Source organism: Nocardia tengchongensis (assembly GCF_054781395.1).
On the sequence record NZ_BAAGUM010000018.1, the window covers coordinates 150,832 to 172,405 of the forward strand.

A 21,574-nucleotide genomic window follows, 5' to 3' on the forward strand; every position below is an offset into this window, starting at 1 on the left:
ATTCCAGGATTCACCTGGGGATAGCCCACGGCAACGGCAAGGTCTCGGCAACCTGTGTTGTGGCGCTATGGAAACCATTGAGTGACAGTCCGGTCGGTTCCGGGCAGAATGCGTGGCGGCGGACAGCGTGGTCCGCCACCCAGTCCGACGAGGGGAATCCAGGTGGCCGGTAGCGAAACGATCGCCGCACGCCGGCGCTTCTTCGGCGACGACGCGGTCGATCCGGTCAGCGGGGCGGTGCGGGCGGACCGGGTGCTCGTGTCCTGGTTCGGGTGCGCCAGTTTCGCGGTCGCCCTGGGCGGGGTGGTGTTCCTGCTCGACGCGTGGGTGCCGCGCGGCCTCACCGCCGGATATGTTCCGACGACGCCCGACGAGGTCGCGGCGCTGGATCCCGCGGCGATCTTCATCGGCCACGGGCATTTCGACCACGCCGCGGACGCCGGGGCCATCGCGCTGGCCAGCGGAGCGGTCGTGCACGGGACGGCCGAGCATTGCGCGACCGCCCGCAAGCAGGTCGGTGGGGCCGAATTGGCCTGCCACGAACTGGGTTCCGCCGCTTCCGCGCCCGGCGATCGCTACGACTTCGACCTCGCGCCCGGCCTGTCGGTGACGGCCGTGCGCCACCTGCACTCGTCGCGCACACCCCGCCACGAAGGCGCGGACGCCTCGACACCGGTGCGCCCCAAGCCGTGCCTGTGCGACATCCGGGCCTATCCCCCGGGACGATCCGAGGCGGGCCATCTGGCGCGCAACCTGCTCGCACCGGAGGGCGGGGTGCTGCTGTACCAGTTCCGGGTCGGTGATTTCACGCTGACCTGGCACGATTCCTCGGGGCCACTGCTGGACAAGGCTCCGCACGTCCTCGACGTGCTGCGCACCCTCCCCGCCTCCGACGTGCATATCGGCGCGGTCCAGGGCTACAACCAGTTCACCAACGGCCTGCGCGACCCGCGCAGCTATATCGAGGCCCTGCGTCCGAAGGTGTTCGTGCCCAACCACCACGACAATTGGCTGCCGTTGATCACCGCGCGGGGTGAGGCGTTCGTGTCACCGCTGCAGGCGGAGCTGGCGCGGATGCCGGAGGGCACGCGTCCGGAGGTCCGCATGCTGCTGGACCGCGACGATTACCTCGCGCCCGGACGGCTGGTCTTCGACCTTCCGGCTTCCTGATCGCCGGTTACCGCGGCCAGGCCGGGCCGGTGTTCAGACGTGACGTCGGGTGCGTCGAGTTACTTTCCGCACGAGTCGCATTCGAGCGGTACGTGGGCCGGCACAGGTCGTGACCCGGGTCAGCGAAAACGGAGAACCATTGTGACGCTGGTAGTTCCGGCCGGGTTGACCTTGCCGGAACCCTCCACCTCGACGAAGCCGAGTCGTTGATACAGCCGCACCGCCGGATTCTCCAGCCGCACACTCAAACTGACGGCGTCGAATTTCTCGCGGGCGGCATCGAGGAGCGCGGACATCAGGGCGGTTCCGAGCCCGGTGCCGCGGGTCTCGGGCGCGACACCGATGGCAAGCTCCGGAGTGTCGGCGTCGATCCAGCCGTAGGCCGGGTCCTCGGCGTCGAACAAGCGCAGCCACGCCGCACCGAGCGCGACGCCGTCGAATCCCCCGACCACACCGAGATCGTCTGCGGCTCCCCAGCCCTCGACGTAATGCGCCAGGGTGGGCACGTCACGGAGCTGGTCCGGCGAGTCCATTCCGCCGTCGCGGGCATAGGACGCCTCGTAGAGCATCGCCCAGAGCAGCTTCTCGTCGGCGATCTCGGCGGGTCTGATGAACATGACCTCAGCCGATCACGAATTCCGCTGATGTTCCAGTGAATTCATGGTTGACGCCCGTGCCGTCGCGGCTGTCACCGGTGTACTGGATGCGATAGGTGCCCGCGGGGGCGCCGTCCGGCACCGTCCACTGGATGGCGATGGTGGACGCGGCGTCCTGACCGGCGGGACGCGACCAGTGCAGCTCGGTGCACCAGTCGTTGTCGTCGTAGACGCGCCGCCAGTCGCCACCCGAGCTCTGCTGGATCTCGAAGTAGGTGCCGTCGAGCCGGAAGTTGTTGTTCGGGTGCGCGCCGACGAACTCCACCGAAACCGTCTGTCCCGCCGCGTAGTCCGCCTGCGGCTGGGTCAGCACGTCGCCATAGGCGCGACCGGCGTGCGGGGTGTCGGCCGGGACCGGGGCAAGCAGGTTGGGCTGCAATCCGAAGGACCAGTCCAGCGGCGCCGGCCCGCGCCCGAGGTCGATGCGCGCCGCCAAAGCCTTTGCGAGACGGTCGAATTCCTGCATGTGTGCCGACAGCGTCCACCGGCCGAACAGGGTTTCGCCGCCCTCGTACTGCTGGGAGGCGTATTCCTCAGGGGTGGTGACATATCCGCAGTAGCCGTTGGCGTACCCCTGCAGGAGCACGTTCTCCAGCGGCACATTCAGAGCCCGCGCCACCAGTCGCCGAATCCGCAGACCCGACACCACGGTGTACTCCGCCGGCCCCGAGGCCAGCACCAGGTCGCCGATCCGCATCAGCTGCAGCGGCACCACCTGCGGCACCCACGGCCGCGGCGGCAGGATGCCGAGCGGGGCCAGAACCAGCTTGGGCGCCTGCACATCCTGCATCCACTGCTCGACCGGCGAGTTCAGTCCGCCGAGGGCCGCCACCATCGGGTTGGCGTCACCTTCCTGCAGGAAAGACAGCTGCGAGTTCCAGTTGTCCTCGGTGCTGGTCGCCATCGCGGCCGCGCCCATCATGGCGGGCGCGGTGCGGGCGGGCTTGCCGTCGGGCGTGTAGTCGCCGTCGATGGCGGTGTCGGCCAGGTTCACGTAGTGCAGGACGGAGTCGACACCGGTGCTGCTCATCGGCGTCGCGGCATCGAAAGCCTTTCGCCCCGCCTGATATTGGCGTTCACCGATCATGGCGCAGTTGGTGCGATTGTCCTCGGTGGGCCCCGAGGGATGCATCTTCTTGATCCACAGGTTCGGCGTCATGTCGCCGGCATTGGTCTGCGGGAACGCCGCCACGAACGCGGGCGCACCGTCGAGGTGCCGCACCCCCATCTCGTCGTGCTCCCAGCGGTAGCTGGCGTACCCCTTGTTGTCGGCCGAGATCAGCGTGTTCCGGTCGGTCAGCGAGGTGCCGTGGGTGGCGAACCAGGTGATCGCCCCGACATCCTTGCCGCCCTGCCGGAATCGAAGCACCGTCAGCATGGGATCGATGGCATCCGGGAACGCCGCCTTGTCCTCGGCCGGGTTGTCCTCGAACGCGCCCCGCGACCGGTTGACGCTGGCGTCGTGCAGCTCGCCGCGCCCGAGCATGATCGACCCCGGCCCGAGATTGTCATGCGCGGCGACGATCGCCTTGACGATCCCGTTCACCTCGGCATCAGCCGAGTTCTGCTGAAAACCCATGGCCGCAAGCGAATACGCATACTCCCGCGCCGTACCACCACACGAGTTGTGGTTGTGCGTCGCATTGAGGTTGACGTTCCGCTCGGTGTACATCCCCCCGAACCGCTGCTGCAACTGCTGCATCACCACCAGATGCACCGACTGGAACAAACAGGCGTTGTCGGTGTTCACGAACACCACCCGATCCCCGGTAGCCTGATCCACCACCACATAGGCGCGCGCATAACACCGCGACAACAACCCCGAAGTGACCTGATCAGCCTCGGAATACCCCATCATCCCCTGCCCCGCCGGGGCACCGGTGATATCCGCGATCCCCACCCCGACGAGATACCCCTGCCCAGCTTCCCGATGCTTGATGGGCTGCGCCCCAACAATATTCGCACCGAATGCCACACTGGCCCCCACGCCGCCAACAGCAGCGCCGGCCAACACAGCCCGCCGGGACAGACTCATAAGACCCTCACTATCCTTCACCGCGCCGACACGACCCCAGCCGCTGGACGCCAAAGAGTGAACCTGTTCCATTTCAGGTTGCCCGAAGACTAGTCGGTCACTTGACCAATTTCTAGCCATCCGTCCAGAATCACCGCCGCCACCCTATCCGCGCCAACGCTGTCGACGCCCCCGCACACGCCGACCTCCCCAGGTCAAACCCACTTCCCTCCACCCCCAGCAACCCGATGCGTCAGCGAGCCCCACCAAAGAGTTTGCAGGCCCGAAACGTCACCGCGTGGCCCGATCCAGCTCCACCAGCCGCTCCCGAACCAACTCCGGCCGCTCATCGACAATGAAGTGCCCACACCCCTCCACCAACTCCAGCGTGTAGTCATCCGCCCGAGCAGTCTCCGCCGCGGCCAACGAGTAATGCACCGCCGCATCCCCCTTCCCGAACAACGCCCGCACCGGCACAATCGCCCGCCGCGTCTCCGGCGCACGCACCGAGGCCGGAATCTCCTTCAACAAGAACGTCCGATATGTATCCCGAGCCGTCCGAGCCACCAGAGGATCCCTGAACCGCTCCGCGAAAATCCCGGCAGTCTCCCGATCCATCCGATTCCGCCCCGCGGTCCCCGCCTCGAACAGCCTCTCCAAGAACCGAGTCCGCCGCTGCAACGGCACCCCCACACTCGCCATCAACGGCTGATAAGCCAACAACCGCCAACCCTGCCGAGCCACATCCCCCTTCGGCGCCCAAGGATGCGCCATGTTCAGAACGAGAAATCCCCGGAACCTCTCCGGCTCCCGAAGCACCATCCGATACCCCACAAACCCACCCCAGTCATGCCCGACCAGCAACACATCCTTGCCGAGCCCCATCACATCCATGAGCGCCAACAGATCCGAGGCCACATCATCTTTCGCCCACCGATGCGGCGCCGGCCCCGACCACCCATACCCCGGCAGATCCGGCGCGATGATCCGCAACCCCTCCGGCGGATCCGCCAGCAGGTCCCGATAGACGTAGTGATGCTGCGGCCACCCATGCAGCGCAACCACCGGCCGCCCTTCCCCCGCCTCGGTTACGTGAAATCGCACCCCACGCGCCTCAACGAAACTCCGACGGACGTTCGGAATGACAGGTGGTTGATCAGCAGCCATAGTCCACGCTAACCCAGCAGACAAGCCCAGAGCACGGCCTCTGCCAGCGTATTTGCAGCGATTATCCACAACCCGGCCTTATCCACACCCTCCGAGAATCCTGAGTTCGGCGCCCATCCGTTGACGTGCCCCGCTGCCACCCTCAGCACATGATCGTGACCAGGGCAGAACTGTCAGCCGCCGGCATTCCCACCTCCACCATCGACAACAGATGCCGAAGCGGCACCTACGTCCGCCTGCTCCCTGGCGTGTACAGCACAAATACGCCGGACTCCATCGCCCGATGCCGCGCCATCGCCACGTGGCTCCCCCAAGCCCTGCTCAGCCACCGCACCGCAGCGTGGCTGCAAGGCATGCACCCCACCGAACCCACCCTCTTCGAAGCAACCGTCCCGAAACCCCTGTACCGCAAAATCCCACCCTGGCTCCACCTCTATCGCCGCAACCTCCCCGCCGGCTGGGCCACCGAAACCCGCGACCTCCCCACCACCCACCCCGCCCTCACCCTGCTCGACTGCATCGCAGTCCTCCCCTGCCCCACCGCGGAAGCCATGATCGACGAGCACCTCGGCCGCACAGTGAGCCCCCACGACGCACTCCGCCTGTCCCACTGCAAAATCCCAGGCCGAACCGCCTTCAGCCGCCACCTCCGCGAAGCATCAACCCGCGCCGCCTCAGAACCCGAACGCCTCTTCACCCGAGCCCTGCACCACCGCGGCCTCACTCTGCTCGCGAACCACCCAGTGGGTCAATACATCTGCGACTTGGTAGACGAACGCTCCCACACCATCATCGAAATCGACGGCCGCGAATTCCACAGCGCTCCAGCAGTCTTCCGCCAAGACCGCCGCCGGCAGAACAGCCTGCTGCTCGCAGGTTGGCTGGTCCTCCGCTACGCGGCATCCGATGTCTACGGTTCTCTTGACAGGTGCGCAGATGAGGCGTCGGCGGTCATCAAACTTCGCCGCCGCCGATACCGCAGCAGCTGAATGGGCCTATTCATGCACAATCCGCGCTCAAATGGCAGCTCCTGCCATCTCGGCCCAAGCTGTGCACGAATAAGCCCATGTACGAGTGCAGAAGACCCGGAACCAAACCTAACCGCGATCGAACTGGCCGCGAGCTATGACGTCCGTGAGAAGATCCCATTCCTCCGGCGCAAATACGAGGACGGGACCGTCTACGTCCTTGGAATCACGGACCCCGACGCGACCGTCAGCAAGGAAAGCAACCTCGACGCAGTCCGCCTTGTCCCCGCTATAGCTGCTCTTGAACCACTCCGCCGCGGATAGGTCGTCAGTCACGCTGAAACTCCTTCGCTACCTGCCGCAGCAGGCCCCGACTGACCGTCTCGTCCAACGCCGCCCGCTGGAGGCTGTCGAGAACCCGATAGTACCGCCGCACGTCCCCGTCCTTCTCGAGGTACATGCACCCGATGAAGTTCTCCAGATACACCACCGGCGGCCACACGCGCTCGCCGCGGAAGTCTTCGTCGAACTCCAGAATCGCGAACTGCCCCACAGGATCTCCAAGCGGCGCGCCCGCGTCGAAAGGAAGCACGCGGACAGAAATGTTGGGCGCCTTCCCAACCTCCGCGAGCCGCCGCAACTGAGCCGCCATCACAGCTTCCCCACCGACCTTGCACCGCAGCGCAGCCTCGTGAAGCACAACATCAAGCACAAGCGGCTGATACTTCCGAAACACCTTGGCCTGTCGCCTCATCCGCAAGTCGACCCGCCGCTGGTGGTCCGCTGGCGACTCCTCAGGTTTGACGCCACGAATGAGCGCGCGGGCGTAATCGGAAGTCTGCAACAGCCCCGGCACCAGCGCCGGCTGATACGTGGTCAGCCTTCGTGCCGCGGTCTCGAGTCCCACATACACGTCGAAGTTCGCCGGTATCACGCTGTCGTACTCGTGCCACCAACTCTTCTCACCCGCTTGTTGCAACAACCCAACCATGGCATCGGCCGCGTCGCCCTGCATCTCCAGAACCTCGCAAATCGCCTGCAGATCCCGAACTTTCAGCCGTGTAGGTATCCCACCTTCCAACCGCTGCAACACCGACGTACTCACGTCCGCAGCCTTCGCCACCCGGTCCTGCGACATCCCCAGCGCGCTCCGAGCCTCCCGCAGATACCGCCCAAGCTGCCTCCTGGGCAGAGTCGAGCCAGTCTCCGACATGACTTCCCCTCATCGGCGAGCACCCGAACTGGGTGAAAGGAACCCCCAAACCGACCGCAGTCCAGGGCGTTCGATCACACCCAACTGACTTACCCAGAACAGGGTAACCACTTCACCCAGCAACTGATGCACTTTCAACATAACCACTACCGCCCCAAGGGAGGCCACCATGTTCGACCACCTGACCATCGGCGCCTGGGTCATCACCACCGCCGACTGCCCAGTCCGCTTCGTCCCCAACCCCCAAGAACACCAAGTCACGCTCATCCTGGGTGACCTGCATCGAGAGATCGAAATCTGCCTCGACGCAACAACCCTCGCCGCCATCCTCGAACACGGCCACGACGCCTTGGCCAGCATCTCCGAGAGCCTCACGAGTACAGCACCGAAACGCATCCGTTGAAGATCAACTCTTCACCCTGATCCCATGACAAACTTCCACCATGGAAAGGGATGCCGAGGCCATCCTCCGCGAGGAGATCTTCCTACATCTGGAGGAACTGGTCGGAGACACCGGAGTCGTTACCCGCGAACAACTGTGGGACTTCACGCTCAACGGCCAGACCCACCGTCTCATCGACCGGAACCGCGGCATCCGCAACCCCAAGGACATGCTCGCAACCCTGTCGATCCTGTCCGACCCCAAGGGCAAGTACGCGGACGAGGAACTGCACGACTCCCTGTTCGCCTACGCCTACCGCGAAGGCAGCGTCGAAGGCGACAACAAGAAGCTCCGCGCCGCCCTCACCCACAAACTGCCCCTCCTCCTACTGCGCAAGATCGCCGACGGCGTCTTCGTCCCGGTACCACGCGTCTACGTCGTCGCAGACGACCAACCGAACCGCCAGTTCCTCATCGCCTTGAACGAAGACCTCCGCATGGTCAGCGATCCCCTGAAACTCCAGCCTCTGGAACGCCAGTACGCCGAGCGGGTCACCAAACAGCGTCTACACCAACCAGAGTTCCGCGGCCGCGTCCTACGCGCCTACGAATGCCGCTGTGCCGTCTGCCATCTCAAGCACGCCAAGCTCCTCGACGCCGCCCACATCATCGCCGACGGCAAGCCGAACGGAACGCCAACAATCGACAACGGCCTGAGCCTATGCAAGATCCACCACGCCGCTTACGATGAGAATTTTCTAGGCATCACACCCGATGGTGAAATCCGGATCAATCGGGCACTGCTCCAAGAAGTCGACGGGCCAATGTTGCGCCACGGACTTCAGGAAATGCATGGCCTTCACATAAACACTCCGGCCAGGAAGAACGACAGACCGTCTCGCGAACGGTTGGCGTACAGATTCAAGGAGTTCAACCTGACAGGCTGCTAGCAGGGGAACCACTAAAGACCTCGAGTTGCGCCGATCATTCCGGCGACAATTCCTCAGGACGGTCGGGACGATCATATGTAGCCATCGGGGAGATTCGACTCGCTAGGTTGGTAGATAACCGGATGGCGGATCGCACACATCAATACAAGACCGAACGTCGGGGTATTGGCTCACCTGAGCATGGAGAGGAACCACGTGATGCCATTCGATGTAGTCCTCGACACGGATGCAGCAGACCGTTTCTAAACTGTCACTTCAGATCTGGCTCAAGGTGGCCTTATACAGCGACCTATGCAAGGTCAACCGTCCCCAGCTTCGAGACGTGGACTCTGACACGACGGGCGCCAACGACACCGCAAACATCGGACATCGACGGCGACCTCCTCCACAGTTTTAGCCCACGCTAACCCAGGCGGGTGGAAGCCACCAGCGGTTTCGCTCTGCAGTTAACGCGGCTTCGAGGCCGGCAGTAGATCCCCAGAGAATACCGAACCGTTGGTATATAAATTGCGAGTGACTCAAAACGAGCCACGCTATTTGCAACGGACACAGGACTCCGCAATGCGATCGTAAGCTTCTGAATCTACGAGTAGCATCGCCGCCACGAACTAGCTCCGACTGGGAGCTAGTGCCGGCCTCCTAGCTCAGCTAGGGGAAAGTGATTCAGCAATGGGTAAGATTGTCACGGTTCCTGACGAGAACGTGCATCACCTGATTCGGCAGGCGTACAACGCAGGTGGACCCTACCAGTGGGCGCGAGAAGCCCTTGTGAACTCCATTCAGGCAAAATCAACCTGGGTCAACTTTGGAGTTGATGAGGAGTCTTTTACAACACATGGCGTCGCCAGGCGCTACGTGGCCGATAACGGCGTTGGAATGAATGAGGAAAATCTCCAACTTTTCCTTTCATCTTTCGGCGGAGGCGGTAGGACCATCTCGCTTACCGAGAACTTCGGACAAGGATTCAAAGCATCCTGCTACGAGTGGAATCCGTACGGGATTGTTGTCATGTCCTGGACCGAAGAGACTCCAGACGGCCGAATGATCTGGATCCATTTCGACCACCGGCACGACAGATGGCAGCTGCGAGACTTCGATTTCTATCTACCTGGATCCGATCCCGACGAGGACCTCGGAGAAATAGGTGACTGCATACCGCCCTCCTACAATCCGACCCTTGGTATTGATCTCCGAAAGTTTCATTTCAATGAAATCAAGGAAGCTGGTCACGGAACGGTCTTCCTATTTCTCGGCGACGGCCCTCATCGTGACACAGTGAGCGGCGACTACAAACGGGGTGAAGACGATTCAAAACGCGGAATCGTGAACTACCTAAACAGCAGGTTTGTCGCGATACCTAACGACATCACAGTTCGAGTTGCAACACTCGAGCCGAAACCTACGGAGACCGACCGACGCGAAAGCAAGGACCGCGTGCTCGTCGCCCCTAATGGAGAGCGATATGCGGTCCACCCTCGACTGGTAAAAGGCATAAAGCCTGTGATCTCGCCCAACAATCACCACGGTACGGTCATGGTCAAACATGGGACGAAGATCGAGTGGTATCTAACCGACAAGCCCGAGGACGCCCTGAATCCCGAGAAGGGCCCAACCAAGCCGCTTATTGCAGTTCAGTACGAGAACGAAGCCTACGATCGTAAAGATCGACCGCAGCAATATCGCCAATTCGGCATACCGGACTCCATCCGTTCGCGTGTGTGGATGTTCATAATTCCACCACGCTATGACGAGTCCGAGCCCACACGTTGGGGAGTGATGCCCCAGGCATCTCGAGGAATGTTGATCGGAAAGGGGAGCACCAGCCTCCCCTGGGAGGACTGGCAGGACAATTTCTATCAGCAAATGCCGGGACCAATAAAGAAGGCGATCGAGGAGAGCAGATCCGGGGACACCGACAGTAACGACCAGGACCGGCGTGAGCGCCTGAAGAGGACGATGGAACGTTTATCAACACGGTTTCGCCCTCCACTCCTGATTCAGAAAGACACCGGTCGGGAATCCGGCAATCCAGCATCGTCTAAGACAGGCACCCCGAGAGTCGGCACAGGCAGCTCACATGAAAAGAAGCCGGCCTCCAATATGCCCAGAAATCGATCAGCTGATTCGGGCGGTGCGGGAGACAAGATTATATTGAATAATGACGAAGCGGGAGAGTTCGCGGGTTCAGTGCGCCGAAAGAGCGATGGACTTCCGGATGTAAGATGGGAGACATTCAGAGATGATGACGTCGAACATGCCGCACGGTTTGATCGACTCATATCCGAAGGAGGATCGTCATTCGGCACGATCAGCATAAACACTTCATTTCCATTGTTTAAGAACGAGTTCAAATTCTGGATGGAAGAGTATCCCCGCGCCGACCAGGATGAGGTGATATCTCTCGTCAAGCAGGTGTACGAGGATGAGTTGGTCTCCAAGTTGATGCATGCCTACAAGCTCAAAGGGCAGGAGTTGGGCATCGATGAAGATGGCAACAGCATTCGCGTCAAAGACGAGAATATCCAGAAGTGGATAAGTCCACAGGCTCTGACTACGGCGGTACTCGGGCTTGTGAATGTCGAACAGAGGATTCGCGTCACTGGTGGCTCCCGTTTCGGTAGCGGCAGAAGAGCGCAAAGACCACAGTCGAAGATACATAAGTAGCTAACGCGTACTAACCAAAGCCACCCAGCCTCGGCCCGCCGCCAGCCGGCGGGTCGCAGGAAATCGAACTGCGCCAATAGACCTCGCCCCCACACACGACAGTTAGTAAGCGAAACAACAGGATTCGAGCATGACGATGCCATCCATTCAGACGGGTTTACGCTTGCCTGGACCGTGTTCCCAGATCTTATGCGTGTTCGGCTACAGATCGATGCGAAGATGGCGGCCGAGGTCGTTCGCATAATTCGGGATACCTACGGAGACAAGGTGCTTCAGATCCAATCTCGATGATTTGAAACGAAGCCTCGAGCCGCAGATGGCCTGATAGGCGTCGAGCTTTCTGCCGCAGCCTACCCGAGCCCTAGGCGATCACCTCCGACAACTACTTGAGCGAGCCAAGTTGATCGTAACAGGCACTACTACAGTGCATCCGGAGGGCGCGGCGGTCAGCGGTTATGAGCCATGACCAGGTCTCGCAATTCGTTCGGCTGTATCCAACGCGGTGGCTGGTGGATCATGCGGTGGCAGTTCGCACACACGAGTACGAGGTCGGCGGTACGGGTGTTCGTTTCTCCCGACACATGAAGCGGAACCACGTGATGGCATTCGATATATCCTTTGCCGCGCACTCCGTAGGCCGCTTCGAAGTCGAAGTTACAGACCTCACAGAACACGCGGTCATTGTCACGGAGAAACTCATCGATCTTCTTGCGACGTAGTTTCGGATCGCGCTCGCGACGGGTTCGGAGCGCTGTGATCAGCCGGCCTTCTCGAGCCGAATCAACGTCGTCGATTGCATAGGCCTCGGCGGCCACGGCGTCGTCGAAGCTGCCCGCGGCAGCGGCTTTTCGGATGACATGGGCCACGGCGTGCATCTCAGCGGGCGCGTCGAGAAAGTCTTGCAATACGATCTTGTCGAGCTTGCCGCCTCGGGTCGGCTTGCCGACATAACCCGGACGGCCCGTGGCGATGTCAGTTGTCTTGCGGGACACGCTGTTGGCGGTGCGGAAGCTGTCCGGTCGGGTGACCGGCGGATGGATCGGCAACGAGCGCAGGAGGTCGGATAGTTCGACTACTCGCCGATCACCCGGACGCAGCTCACGCCAGTCGTTCTGGACGACCAAATCGCAGGCCAGGATTAATTCGTCCCGGGTCCACGCCGGACTGAGAACCATGTGACCCAACGTAGCTTCACACAAACCACCTGGCAAACAGTCCAGTCTGGTTTGTCGAGCGCTAGGCAGCGACGTGCAGTTGGCGCATGCACCGAACGACCAGGTCAGCTGGAGAGTTCAGACCTTCCGCGGGGCCGTTAGCGGCAGCCCAAAGTTCCAGTGCCACACGGATTGCGCCGGCTGCTGCGGCAGCGGTGACGCGAAGCCTGAACGGATCCGTTTGGGGGCCAGCCAAATTCGACAGGGTTCGATGGAGGTCACGCTCGGCCTCCATATTGATGCGGTGCCAGATGGCACGCAAAGCCGGGTCGGTGCCCATGGCTTGAAGGAGACCTCGAGTTATCTCCAGGTCGTCCGGACTGTCACCGAGGGCCAGGGAGCGGACGGCCGCAGATTCGAATTCATCGGGGGTGGGGAGGCGGTGGGGGCCCGCGGCGATCTCGGCCAGCCACCGTTGCGCTCCCGCAGCGAGCATTGGCTCGACCGACTCTTCCTTGGTGCGGGCGTAGCGGTAGAAGGTGCGCAACGCAACGCCCGATTCGGATGCGATTTGTTCTGCCGTCACTGCTGCAGTGCCGTGTTCCGCGAACAGGCGGGCTGCGGTTCGGGCTATGTCCATACGGGTTTCTTGTTTGCGGCGTTCCGCGAGGGTCGGGCGGACCATGGGGTGGGTGGCGGACATTTTCACCTCCTTTGGGCGGGCTGGATGGGTCAATCCTAGTCGACGGGATGCCACTGTGGCATGACATGCCATGTGGGCGTACCGTGTCAGGCAGAGGCTGGAACATAGCTAAGGAGAGTCGCAATGGAGCGTTTTGACGGGCGTCGAGTAGTGATCACCGGGGCTGGGTCGGGGATCGGTCGCGCTACCGTGCACCGGATCCTGGCCGAGGGTGGGCAGGTTGTGGGGGCTGACGTCAATGAGGCGGGGCTGGCCGAGACTGCCAAGCAGGCTGCTGAGAATGGGAATGGGGATCGGCTTACGACCCTCACTGTGGACATCTCCGATGAAGCATCGGTGAAGGCCGGGGTTGCTGCTGCTACCGAGGCGCTCGGCGGGATCGATGCGCTTATCAATGCGGCCGGCATTCTGCGGTCTGCGCATACGCATGAGCAGCCGGTCGAGGACTTCAACAAGATCATTGCCATCAATCTGACGGGCACCTTCTTGATGATCAAGGAGTCGCTGCCGCAGTTGCTGGCTTCGGACAAGGGTGTGATCGTCAACTTCACCTCTACGTCCGCGTTCTTCGCGCACCCGTACATGTCCGCGTATGCCGCGTCCAAGGGCGGGATCATGTCCATGACCCACGCGCTGGCGGCGGAGTACTCGAAGCAGGGTCTGCGTGTGGTTGCTGTTGCGCCGGGGTCGATTTCGAGTGACATGACCTCCGGCAAGGGCCCGGGTCTGCCGGCGGATGCCGACTTGAGCCTGTTCATGAAGCTGGCCCCCGGTATCGGGCAGGGCTTCGCGTCGCCGGACACCGTGGCCGGTGTCGTCGCCATGCTGGCGTCGGATGATGGTGCGTTCATCACCGGTACCGAGATTCGGATCGACGGCGGCACGCACTACTGATATACCTGACTGCCACAGTCGAATTGCGAACGGCCCTGCGGGAGGAATTCTGCGGGGTCGTTGCCGTGCAATGGGTTTCAGGGTTGCTCAGGGTGGGCGGTCATACATGAGGACCATTCGGCCCTGAATTCACAGGAAAAACGTTCCTCATTCAGAGGTTACTGGGGCAGTGTTGCTCACCATGAAGTCGACATTTCTACGCCGGACCGCGGCTCGCGTTGCCGTCGCCGGTGCCATTGCTCTGATTCCGCTTGCGGCGGTGACGATTCCGGCCAGCGCGGACGTTCCCGTCGACAACGCGCCGGCGGATGTTGCGTGGCCGCACCAGCCGAGCAACCCCTGGTGGGACCGCGGCCGCGATCGAGACCGGGACCGCGACGACTGGCGTCACGACCGCGACCGCGACCGCGACGACTGGAACCGCCACCGCCACGACGACAACTGGTGGTGGCGGCACCTGCTGCCGGACGCCCTCGGCAGCTGGTGACGAGACCCACTCGCGCGTAACCCCCTTCACGCGCGAACGGCGAAGGCCCGGCAGGACAACCTGCCGGGCCTTCGCCATGTCGCGACCTCAGATCAGGGCAGCGGTGATGGCGTGAGCTGTCCACTGCGCGTAGCGATCCAGCGACCAACCGCGGGCCAGCACGAGCAGTTCGTACAACTCGACGGCGATGTAGGGAAACCGCGCTACGTGATGGTGACCCGCGCCGGTCAGCCCCCGCTGATGACCCACTCGCTGCGGGTGACCTGCGGACGGTCGCGAATCGCGCCGCCGCCCGGTCTTGACGGTGTCCGGCCGGGGCGGGGACGGCCGGACGCACAAGGGCCCGGCATCAGCGAGGATGCCGGGCCCTTCAGCGTGACGAAACCTTACGCGGTTTCGGTGATCGGGCGGTCGACCCAGCTCATCAGGCTGCGCAGCTGCGCGCCGGTGACCTCGATCGGGTGCTCGGCGTTGGCCTTGCGCAGACCCTCGAGCTCCTTGTTGCCGCCCTCGACGTTGGCGACCAGGCGCTTGACGAAGGTACCGTCCTGGATGTCGGTCAGGATCGCCTTCATGCGCTCCTTGGTGCCGGCGTCGATGACGCGCGGGCCCGACAGGTAGCCACCGAACTCGGCGGTGTCGGACACCGAGTAGTTCATGCGGGCGATGCCACCCTCGTACATGAGGTCGACGATCAGCTTGAGCTCGTGCAGGACCTCGAAGTAGGCCATCTCCGGCGCGTAACCGGCCTCGACCATGACCTCGAAACCGGTCTTGACCAGTTCCTCGGTGCCACCGCAGAGCACGGCCTGCTCACCGAAGAGGTCGGTCTCGGTCTCTTCCTTGAAGGTGGTCTTGATGACGCCCGCGCGGGTGCCGCCGATGCCCTTGGCGTAGGACAGGGCCAGCGCCTGGCCGGTGCCGGTCGGGTCCTGGTCGATGGCGATCAGGGCCGGAACGCCCTTGCCGTCGGCGAACTGGCGACGCACCAGGTGGCCGGGGCCCTTGGGGGCGACCATGCCGACGGTGACGTTGGCCGGAGCCTTGATCAGACCGAAGTGGATGTTCAGGCCGTGGCCGAAGAACAGCGCGTCGCCGTCCTTCAGGTGGGGCTCGATGTCGTTGGTGAAGATGGACGCCTGCGCGGTGTCGGGCGCGAGGACCATGATCACGTCGGCCCACTCGGAGACCTCGGCGGGGGTGCCGACGGTCAGGCCGGCCTCTTCGGCCTTGGCACGGGACTTCGAGCCCTCCTTGAGGCCGATGCGCACGTCGACACCGGAGTCGCGCAGGCTCAGCGAGTGGGCGTGGCCCTGGCTGCCGTAGCCGATGACCGCGACCTTCTTGCCCTGGATGATCGACAGATCGGCATCGTCGTCGTAGAACATCTCGACTGCCACTTTGGGTGCTCCTTCTTGGATTCTGTGTTCAAAACGTTGGTCCCGGCCGAAATAATGCCGGGCGAGCGGACTGGCGGCCGCTGTGACTCCCGGTAACCGGCGAGTCGCGGCGGCCACGGTACTAACGAGTCGCGGTGATGGACTTGGGTCCACGACCCACGGCGACAACTCCGGACTGCACGATCTCACGGATGCCGTACGGCTCCATCATCCGCAGCAGCGCATCCAGCTTGGACCGGGTGCCGGTGGCCTCGATGGTCAGCGCGTCCGGGGAAACGTCGATCACCTTCGCGCGGAACAGGTTCACGGCCTCGATCACCTGGGTGCGGACGCTGGCATCGGCGCGCACCTTCACCAGGATCAGTTCGCGGGCGACGGAGGAGTCCGTGTCCTGCTCCACGATCTTGATGACGTTGACCAGCTTGTTCAGCTGCTTGGTGACCTGCTCGAGCGGCAGATCCTCCACCGTCACGACGATGGTCATGCGCGAGATCTCGGGGATCTCGGTGCCGCCGACCGCGAGGGACTGGATGTTGAAGCCGCGCCGGGAGAACAGGCTGGCCACGCGGGCCAGCACGCCCGGCTTGTCCTCCACCAGCACGGAGAGGGTGTGGGTGGTGGTCATTCCTCGGTCCCCTTCTGGGAGGCGCGCTCGTGGGCGGCCAGCGAAGCCTTCTCGTGCGACATGGCCTCGTGTATGACGGCCGGCTCGGAAGCCTGCTCGTCCTCGTCGAACAGCGGGCGGATGCCGCGCGCGGCCATGATCTCGTCATTGGAGGTGCCGGCGGCGACCATCGGCCACACCTGCGCGTCCTTGCCGACGATGAAATCGATCACCACGGGACGGTCGTTGATCGACTGCGCCTCGCGGATCGCGGCCTCCACGTCCTCTTCCTTCTCCACGCGGATGCCGTGGCAGCCCAGCGCTTCCGCCAGCTTCACGAAGTCGGGGATGCGCAGGGTGTGGGTGCCCAGGTCGGTGTTGGAGTAGCGCTTCTCGTAGAACAGGGTCTGCCACTGGCGGACCATGCCCAGGTTGCCGTTGTTGATCAGCGCGACCTTGATCGGCACGCCCTCGACGGCACAGGTGGCCAGCTCCTGGTTGGTCATCTGGAAGCAGCCGTCGCCGTCGATGGCCCACACCTCGGAGTCCGGCATGCCCATCTTGGCGCCCATGGCCGCGGGCACCGCGTAACCCATGGTGCCCAGGCCACCGGAGTTCAGCCAGGTGCGCGGGTTCTCGTACTTGATGAACTGCGCGGCCCACATCTGGTGCTGGCCGACGCCGGCGCAGTAGATGGCGTCGGGACCGGCGAGCTGACCCAGCTTCTCGATCACGAACTCCGGCGACAGCGAACCGTCCGACGGGGTCTTCCAGCCCAGCGGGTAGGCGTCGCGGATGCCGCTCAGGTAGCCCCACCACTCGGTCAGATCCAGCAGCGGCGTCTTGCCGCCGGTGGCCGGATCGGCCTTGAGGGTCTCGATCAGCTCGGTGATGACCTCGCGGCAGTCACCGACGATCGGCACGTCGGCGTGCCGGTTCTTGCCGATCTCGGCGGGGTCGATGTCGGCGTGAATCACCTTGGCGTTCACCGCGAACGAGTCCAGCTGGCCGGTGACGCGGTCGTCGAAACGCGCGCCCAGGGTGATCAGCAGGTCCGAACGCTGCAGTGCCGCAACGGCTCCCACGGTGCCGTGCATACCCGGCATACCCATGTTGAGGGTGTGGGTGTCGGGGAACGCGCCGCGCGCCATCAGGGTGGTGACCACCGGGATGCCGGTCAGCTCGGCCAGTTCCAGCAGCTCGGCCGAGGCGTCGGCCTTGATCACGCCGCCGCCGACGTAGAGCACGGGAGCCTTGGACTCCATGATCATGCGGGCGGCTTCGCGGACCTGCTTGCCGTGCGGCTTGGTGACCGGACGGTAGCCGGGCAGCTTCATCTCCGGCGGCCAGGAGAACGTGGTCTGCGCCTGCAGCACGTCCTTCGGGATGTCGACCAGCACCGCGCCGGGACGGCCGGTGGAGGCGATGTGGAACGCCTCGGCGATCATCCGCGGGATGTCCAGCGGGTCGGTGACCAGGAAGTTGTGCTTGGTGCACGCCATGGTGATGCCGGAGATGTCGGCTTCCTGGAAGGCGTCGGTGCCGATCAGCGAACGACCGACCTGGCCGGTGATGGCCACCAGCGGCACCGAGTCCATCTGCGCGTCCGCGATCGGGGTGACCAGGTTGGTCGCGCCCGGACCGGACGTGGCCATGCACACACCGACCTTGCCGGTGGCCTGCGCGTAGCCGGTCGCGGCGTGACCCGCGCCCTGCTCGTGGCGGACCAGCACGTGGCGGACCTTGGTGGAATCGAACAGCGGGTCGTAGACGGGAAGAATCGCACCGCCCGGAATACCGAATACCGTGTCGACGTCCAGCTCCTCGAGCGATCGGACGACCGACTGCGCGCCGGTGACCCGCTCGGGCGGGACCTGGCGGCGGTTCGGGGTCGCGGCCGGAGCCGCGGTCGGCTGAGTGGCCGAAGGCGCGGGCCTGCGGGCCGAGGGCCCGGGCCGGGCGGTAGGTGCGCTCACCGTCTTGGTTCCTTACTGCTTGTCGTTCCAGTCATGGGACTTGCCTGAACACAAAAAAGCCCCCGACAGCCAAGGCTGTTCGAGGGTGGCGCGTCGCAGCTGCGAGCTGACGTAATAGACCTGAAGTCGTCGGCTCAGCGCTGGACGCGCCGGCCGATTACGAGCAACTCGATTCGATTCACGCGCTCGACGGTATGCGCGCGCTAGTCGTTCAGTCAAACAGCTGACCAATGGGGTCTCATTATGTGAGACAGTGCGGTTGTTCGGGTCCGTTCACCATGATGCGAGGATATGGGTGTGTCCTCACAGCATCAGTCCGTGCCACCTGCTCGATCGTCCCATACCCCCGGTGCCGAATCGGACGCGGGTCGCGTGATCCGCATCCCGCGGCTCGCTCACCTCGGGGTGTTCATCCTGCTGTTCTGCGTGGCCTTCCCGTTCTTCGGGGCGCCGAAGGTGCTGTGGATCCTGTTCGCGATCCCGGCCGCGATGGTGCTCTGGGTCGAACGGACCCGCACCACCGTCTCGGACAACGGCATCGACACCCGCACCCTGGTCGGCTCCCGGCACATCGACTGGGCCGACGTCCGGGGCCTGCGCATCCCCAAGCGCGGGTACCTGCGGCTGCACCTGGCCGACGACACCGATGTGACGTTGCCCGCAGTCGGCTACAACCGGCTCGCCGACCTGGTCGACGCCTCCGGCGGACGCATCCCGGATCCGTTCGCGCAGGAGCCCGAGGACGCCGACGCGGCGGCCGAAACCGACGAAACCGACAGCGAAGCCCCTGACACCGAGACCGGAACCGGCAAGTCGTAGGCGTTTCCGGGGTGCAGAGTTTCCACCGGCGGTATTCGAGGTCATAGGCCGGGAGTAACGTTGAGTCCCGCCGGAAGATCGACGCGAGCCCCTGATTCTCGTGTCGCACACCACCGGCCAGTCGCTCAACAGCCCCCCTGCGACACGAACCGAGGACCAATGCCACCGCTTCGCTCACGCACCACCACCGTCGGACGCAATGCCGCGGGCGCTCGCTCGCTCTGGCGCGCGACCGGCCTCACCGACTCCGACTTCGGGAAGCCGATCGTCGCCATCGCGAACTCCTACACCCAGTTCGTACCCGGCCACGTGCACCTGAAGGACGTCGGCGAGATCGTGGCCGAGGCGGTGCGAGCGGCCGGTGGCGTCCCGCGCGAGTTCCACACCATCGCCGTGGACGACGGCATCGCCATGGGCCACGGCGGCATGCTGTACTCGCTGCCCTCGCGCGAGATCATCGCCGACTCCGTGGAGTACATGGCCAACGCCCACACCGCGGACGCGCTGGTGTGCATCTCCAACTGCGACAAGATCACCCCCGGCATGCTGAACGCCGCCATGCGGCTCAACATCCCGGCCGTGTTCGTCTCCGGCGGCCCGATGGAGGCCGGCAAGGCCGTCGTCGTGGACGGCGTCGCGCACGCGCCGACCGACCTGATCACCGCCATCTCCGCGAGCGCCTCGCAGTCGGTGAGCGACGAGGGTCTGGGTGAGGTCGAGCGCAGCGCCTGCCCGACCTGCGGTTCCTGCTCCGGCATGTTCACCGCCAACTCGATGAACTGCCTCACCGAGGCGCTGGGCCTGGCGCTGCCGGGCAACGGCTCCACGCTGGCCACCCACGAGGCCCGCCGCGCGCTGTTCCAGCGGGCCGGCAAGGTCATCGTGGACATCGCCACCCGCTGGTACCAGGACGACGACGCCTCGGTGCTGCCGCGAAATGTGGCCAACGCCAAGGCTTTCCGCAATGCGATGGCCCTGGACGTGGCCATGGGCGGATCCACCAACACCGTGCTGCACACCCTGGCCGCCGCACAGGAGGGTGAGATCGACTTCGATCTGCAGACCATCGACGAGATCTCCCGTCGCGTGCCCTGCCTGTCGAAGGTCTCCCCCAACTCCGACTACCACATGGAGGACGTGCACCGCGCCGGCGGCATCCCGGCTATCCTCGGCGAGCTGCGCCGCGGCGGGCTGCTGGAGACCGACGTGACCACCGTGCACACCGCCTCCTTCGACGAGTGGCTCGACTCCTGGGATGTGCGCTCGGGCAAGGCTTCCGACGAGGCGATCGAGCTGTTCCACGCCGCGCCCGGCGGTGTCCGCACCACCGAGCCGTTCTCCACCGCCAACCGCTGGTCCTCGCTCGACACCGACGCCGAGGGCGGCTGCATCCGCGACGTGCCGCACGCCTACACCGTCGAGGGCGGCCTGTGCGTGCTGCGCGGCAACATCGCTCCCGACGGCGCGATCCTCAAGACCGCCGGCATCGACGAGGAACTGTTCACCTTCGAGGGCCCAGCCGTGGTGGTCGAGTCGCAGGAGGAGGCGGTCTCCAAGATCCTGGGCAAGGAGATTCAGCCCGGCGATGTGGTCGTGGTCCGCTACGAGGGCCCGAAGGGCGGGCCGGGCATGCAGGAGATGCTGCACCCCACCTCGTTCCTCAAGGGCGTCGGCCTGGGCAAGGTCTGCGCGCTGATCACCGACGGCCGCTTCTCCGGCGGCACCTCGGGCCTGTCCATCGGCCACATGTCCCCGGAGGCGGCCTCCGGCGGGTCCATCGGACTCATCGAGAACGGTGACCGCATCCGCATCGACGTGCACACCCGCGCGCTCGAATTGCTGGTTCCCGAAGACGTTCTCGCGGAGCGTCGCGTGAAGATGGAAGCCTCCGAGCGGCCCTGGCAGCCGGCGAACCGGGAGCGCCCGGTGACGACCGCGCTGCGCGCCTACGCCGCGCTCGCCACTTCCGCCGACAAGGGTGCCGTCCGGCGCGTGCCGTAATCGAAGAAAGCAAGGGAATGACAATCGAATACATCGGCCAGACCGACGCCGAATTCGTCGGCAAGGCCGATTCCATGCTGGCCGACTACACGGCGATGCTGCATCGATCCGATGTCCGCAATGCCGAAGCGCGGGCCCTGCTCGCCGAGGCCGAGGCGCTGGCCGCCGAGGTGCGCGAGCTCGATAACTCCGAGTTCATGGCGACCCCCGAGGAGCAGCTGCAGATCAGCGCGCATCGAGTGCTGCTGCAGCGGGAGATCGACGAGAAGTCGAGCCGGGTGCTCCAGCTGCACAACGAGACTTTCCAGGAATGGGAAGCCTGGACGGCACGTCAGTGACAGACGAAGCGGCCG

21 protein-coding genes are annotated in these 21,574 nt (G+C 64.2%); 10 read left to right on the forward strand and 11 right to left on the reverse strand.

Features of this window, described 5'->3' with window-relative positions; translation table 11 throughout:
- Positions 1-162: 162 nt before the first annotated feature.
- Positions 163-1,170: an MBL fold metallo-hydrolase gene (locus ACYVKL_RS35315; RefSeq protein ID WP_379172008.1), complete on the forward strand. Its 1,008-nt coding sequence runs from the start codon at positions 163-165 to the stop codon at positions 1,168-1,170.
- A gap of 119 nt (positions 1,171-1,289) precedes the next feature.
- On the opposite strand, the gene ACYVKL_RS35320 is transcribed toward ACYVKL_RS35315, so the two are convergent.
- From ACYVKL_RS35320 to ACYVKL_RS35330, 3 genes are all read right to left on the reverse strand, one after another.
- The gene (locus ACYVKL_RS35320) at positions 1,290-1,787 is read right to left on the reverse strand and encodes a GNAT family N-acetyltransferase (RefSeq protein WP_379172010.1); all 498 of its coding nucleotides are present in this window, start codon (positions 1,785-1,787) and stop codon (positions 1,290-1,292) included.
- A gap of 4 nt (positions 1,788-1,791) precedes the next feature.
- Positions 1,792-3,861 carry a neutral/alkaline ceramidase gene (locus ACYVKL_RS35325; RefSeq protein ID WP_379172012.1) on the reverse strand — a complete coding sequence of 690 codons (2,070 nt, stop codon included), beginning with the start codon at positions 3,859-3,861 and terminating at the stop codon, positions 1,792-1,794.
- A 270-nt stretch (positions 3,862-4,131) separates the two neighbouring features.
- The gene (locus tag ACYVKL_RS35330; protein WP_379172014.1) at positions 4,132-5,007 is read right to left on the reverse strand and encodes an alpha/beta fold hydrolase; all 876 of its coding nucleotides are present in this window, start codon (positions 5,005-5,007) and stop codon (positions 4,132-4,134) included.
- 125 nt (positions 5,008-5,132) lie between these two features.
- Here ACYVKL_RS35330 and ACYVKL_RS35335 point away from each other — a divergent pair, with 125 nt between their 5' ends.
- Entirely contained in the window at positions 5,133-5,996 is an 864-nt protein-coding gene (locus tag ACYVKL_RS35335; RefSeq protein ID WP_379172016.1) for a DUF559 domain-containing protein, read from the forward strand.
- A gap of 108 nt (positions 5,997-6,104) precedes the next feature.
- Here the strand turns inward: ACYVKL_RS35335 and ACYVKL_RS35340 are convergent, their stop codons facing one another.
- Together ACYVKL_RS35340 and ACYVKL_RS35345 are read right to left on the reverse strand one after the other, a co-directional pair.
- Positions 6,105-6,311 (reverse strand): DUF397 domain-containing protein, encoded by a 207-nt coding sequence (locus ACYVKL_RS35340; protein ID WP_379172019.1) that lies wholly within the window; start codon positions 6,309-6,311, stop codon positions 6,105-6,107.
- Positions 6,304-7,188 carry a helix-turn-helix domain-containing protein gene (locus ACYVKL_RS35345; protein ID WP_379172021.1) on the reverse strand — a complete coding sequence of 295 codons (885 nt, stop codon included), beginning with the start codon at positions 7,186-7,188 and terminating at the stop codon, positions 6,304-6,306. The genes ACYVKL_RS35340 and ACYVKL_RS35345 overlap by 8 nt, the downstream gene beginning before the upstream one ends.
- A 169-nt stretch (positions 7,189-7,357) precedes the next feature.
- Between ACYVKL_RS35345 and ACYVKL_RS35350 the strand changes: the two genes are divergently transcribed.
- The 3 genes from ACYVKL_RS35350 to ACYVKL_RS35360 all read left to right on the forward strand — a co-directional run bounded on the left by ACYVKL_RS35350 (position 7,358) and on the right by ACYVKL_RS35360 (position 11,183).
- On the forward strand, positions 7,358-7,591 hold the full coding sequence (locus ACYVKL_RS35350) for a hypothetical protein (protein WP_379172024.1): 234 nt from the start codon (positions 7,358-7,360) through the stop codon (positions 7,589-7,591).
- 40 nt (positions 7,592-7,631) lie between these two features.
- The gene (locus tag ACYVKL_RS35355; RefSeq protein WP_379172026.1) at positions 7,632-8,519 is read left to right on the forward strand and encodes an HNH endonuclease; all 888 of its coding nucleotides are present in this window, start codon (positions 7,632-7,634) and stop codon (positions 8,517-8,519) included.
- A gap of 669 nt (positions 8,520-9,188) precedes the next feature.
- Positions 9,189-11,183 (forward strand): hypothetical protein, encoded by a 1,995-nt coding sequence (locus ACYVKL_RS35360; protein ID WP_379172028.1) that lies wholly within the window; start codon positions 9,189-9,191, stop codon positions 11,181-11,183.
- A 446-nt stretch (positions 11,184-11,629) separates the two neighbouring features.
- On the opposite strand, the gene ACYVKL_RS35365 is transcribed toward ACYVKL_RS35360, so the two are convergent.
- Both ACYVKL_RS35365 and ACYVKL_RS35370 read right to left on the reverse strand, forming a co-directional pair.
- Complete coding sequence (locus tag ACYVKL_RS35365; protein ID WP_379172029.1) at positions 11,630-12,358, reverse strand: HNH endonuclease; 729 nt, start codon at positions 12,356-12,358, stop codon at positions 11,630-11,632.
- 61 nt (positions 12,359-12,419) lie between these two features.
- A complete protein-coding gene (locus ACYVKL_RS35370; RefSeq protein ID WP_379172031.1) occupies positions 12,420-13,040 on the reverse strand; it encodes a TetR/AcrR family transcriptional regulator in 621 nt (206 codons plus the stop codon).
- Between the two features lie 123 nt (positions 13,041-13,163).
- Between ACYVKL_RS35370 and ACYVKL_RS35375 the strand changes: the two genes are divergently transcribed.
- On the forward strand, positions 13,164-13,934 hold the full coding sequence (locus ACYVKL_RS35375; RefSeq protein ID WP_213557158.1) for an SDR family NAD(P)-dependent oxidoreductase: 771 nt from the start codon (positions 13,164-13,166) through the stop codon (positions 13,932-13,934).
- Between the two features lie 181 nt (positions 13,935-14,115).
- Entirely contained in the window at positions 14,116-14,421 is a 306-nt protein-coding gene (locus tag ACYVKL_RS35380) for a hypothetical protein (RefSeq protein WP_379172035.1), read from the forward strand.
- Positions 14,422-14,508: 87 nt separating this feature from the next.
- Here ACYVKL_RS35380 and ACYVKL_RS35385 read toward each other — a convergent pair whose 3' ends face one another.
- The 4 genes from ACYVKL_RS35385 to ACYVKL_RS35400 form a co-directional block, all read right to left on the reverse strand.
- Positions 14,509-14,670, reverse strand: a complete 162-nt coding sequence (locus ACYVKL_RS35385) for a hypothetical protein (protein ID WP_379172037.1) — start codon at positions 14,668-14,670, stop codon at positions 14,509-14,511.
- 137 nt (positions 14,671-14,807) lie between these two features.
- Entirely contained in the window at positions 14,808-15,809 is a 1,002-nt protein-coding gene (ilvC, locus tag ACYVKL_RS35390) for a ketol-acid reductoisomerase (protein WP_213561376.1), read from the reverse strand.
- Between the two features lie 133 nt (positions 15,810-15,942).
- Positions 15,943-16,446: an acetolactate synthase small subunit gene (gene ilvN, locus ACYVKL_RS35395; protein ID WP_040860049.1), complete on the reverse strand. Its 504-nt coding sequence runs from the start codon at positions 16,444-16,446 to the stop codon at positions 15,943-15,945.
- Positions 16,443-18,401, reverse strand: coding sequence for an acetolactate synthase large subunit (locus ACYVKL_RS35400; protein ID WP_213557160.1), 1,959 nt, complete (start codon positions 18,399-18,401; stop codon positions 16,443-16,445). The genes ilvN and ACYVKL_RS35400 overlap by 4 nt, the downstream gene beginning before the upstream one ends.
- Before the next feature lie 318 nt (positions 18,402-18,719).
- Here ACYVKL_RS35400 and ACYVKL_RS35405 point away from each other — a divergent pair, with 318 nt between their 5' ends.
- The 3 genes from ACYVKL_RS35405 to ACYVKL_RS35415 all read left to right on the forward strand — a co-directional run bounded on the left by ACYVKL_RS35405 (position 18,720) and on the right by ACYVKL_RS35415 (position 21,559).
- Positions 18,720-19,220 (forward strand): PH domain-containing protein, encoded by a 501-nt coding sequence (locus ACYVKL_RS35405; protein ID WP_379172039.1) that lies wholly within the window; start codon positions 18,720-18,722, stop codon positions 19,218-19,220.
- A gap of 159 nt (positions 19,221-19,379) precedes the next feature.
- Positions 19,380-21,221, forward strand: coding sequence for a dihydroxy-acid dehydratase (ilvD, locus tag ACYVKL_RS35410; RefSeq protein WP_379172041.1), 1,842 nt, complete (start codon positions 19,380-19,382; stop codon positions 21,219-21,221).
- A gap of 17 nt (positions 21,222-21,238) precedes the next feature.
- The gene (locus tag ACYVKL_RS35415) at positions 21,239-21,559 is read left to right on the forward strand and encodes a hypothetical protein (protein WP_379172043.1); all 321 of its coding nucleotides are present in this window, start codon (positions 21,239-21,241) and stop codon (positions 21,557-21,559) included.
- Positions 21,560-21,574: the final 15 nt, after the last annotated feature.

Coding starts and splice junctions, on each gene's coding strand:
- ACYVKL_RS35320 (WP_379172010.1), bottom strand. CDS start 1,787: ATGTTCATCAGACCCGCCGAGATCGCCGACGAGAAGCTGCTCTGGGCG.
- ACYVKL_RS35325 (WP_379172012.1), bottom strand. CDS start 3,861: ATGAGTCTGTCCCGGCGGGCTGTGTTGGCCGGCGCTGCTGTTGGCGGC.
- ACYVKL_RS35330 (WP_379172014.1), bottom strand. CDS start 5,007: ATGGCTGCTGATCAACCACCTGTCATTCCGAACGTCCGTCGGAGTTTC.
- ACYVKL_RS35345 (WP_379172021.1), bottom strand. CDS start 7,188: ATGTCGGAGACTGGCTCGACTCTGCCCAGGAGGCAGCTTGGGCGGTAT.
- ACYVKL_RS35350 (WP_379172024.1), top strand. CDS start 7,358: ATGTTCGACCACCTGACCATCGGCGCCTGGGTCATCACCACCGCCGAC.
- ACYVKL_RS35355 (WP_379172026.1), top strand. CDS start 7,632: ATGGAAAGGGATGCCGAGGCCATCCTCCGCGAGGAGATCTTCCTACAT.
- ACYVKL_RS35360 (WP_379172028.1), top strand. CDS start 9,189: ATGGGTAAGATTGTCACGGTTCCTGACGAGAACGTGCATCACCTGATT.
- ACYVKL_RS35365 (WP_379172029.1), bottom strand. CDS start 12,358: ATGGTTCTCAGTCCGGCGTGGACCCGGGACGAATTAATCCTGGCCTGC.
- ACYVKL_RS35370 (WP_379172031.1), bottom strand. CDS start 13,040: ATGTCCGCCACCCACCCCATGGTCCGCCCGACCCTCGCGGAACGCCGC.
- ACYVKL_RS35375 (WP_213557158.1), top strand. CDS start 13,164: ATGGAGCGTTTTGACGGGCGTCGAGTAGTGATCACCGGGGCTGGGTCG.
- ACYVKL_RS35380 (WP_379172035.1), top strand. CDS start 14,116: ATGAAGTCGACATTTCTACGCCGGACCGCGGCTCGCGTTGCCGTCGCC.
- ilvC (WP_213561376.1), bottom strand. CDS start 15,809: ATGTTCTACGACGACGATGCCGATCTGTCGATCATCCAGGGCAAGAAG.
- ilvN (WP_040860049.1), bottom strand. CDS start 16,446: ATGACCACCACCCACACCCTCTCCGTGCTGGTGGAGGACAAGCCGGGC.
- ilvD (WP_379172041.1), top strand. CDS start 19,380: ATGCCACCGCTTCGCTCACGCACCACCACCGTCGGACGCAATGCCGCG.
- ACYVKL_RS35415 (WP_379172043.1), top strand. CDS start 21,239: ATGACAATCGAATACATCGGCCAGACCGACGCCGAATTCGTCGGCAAG.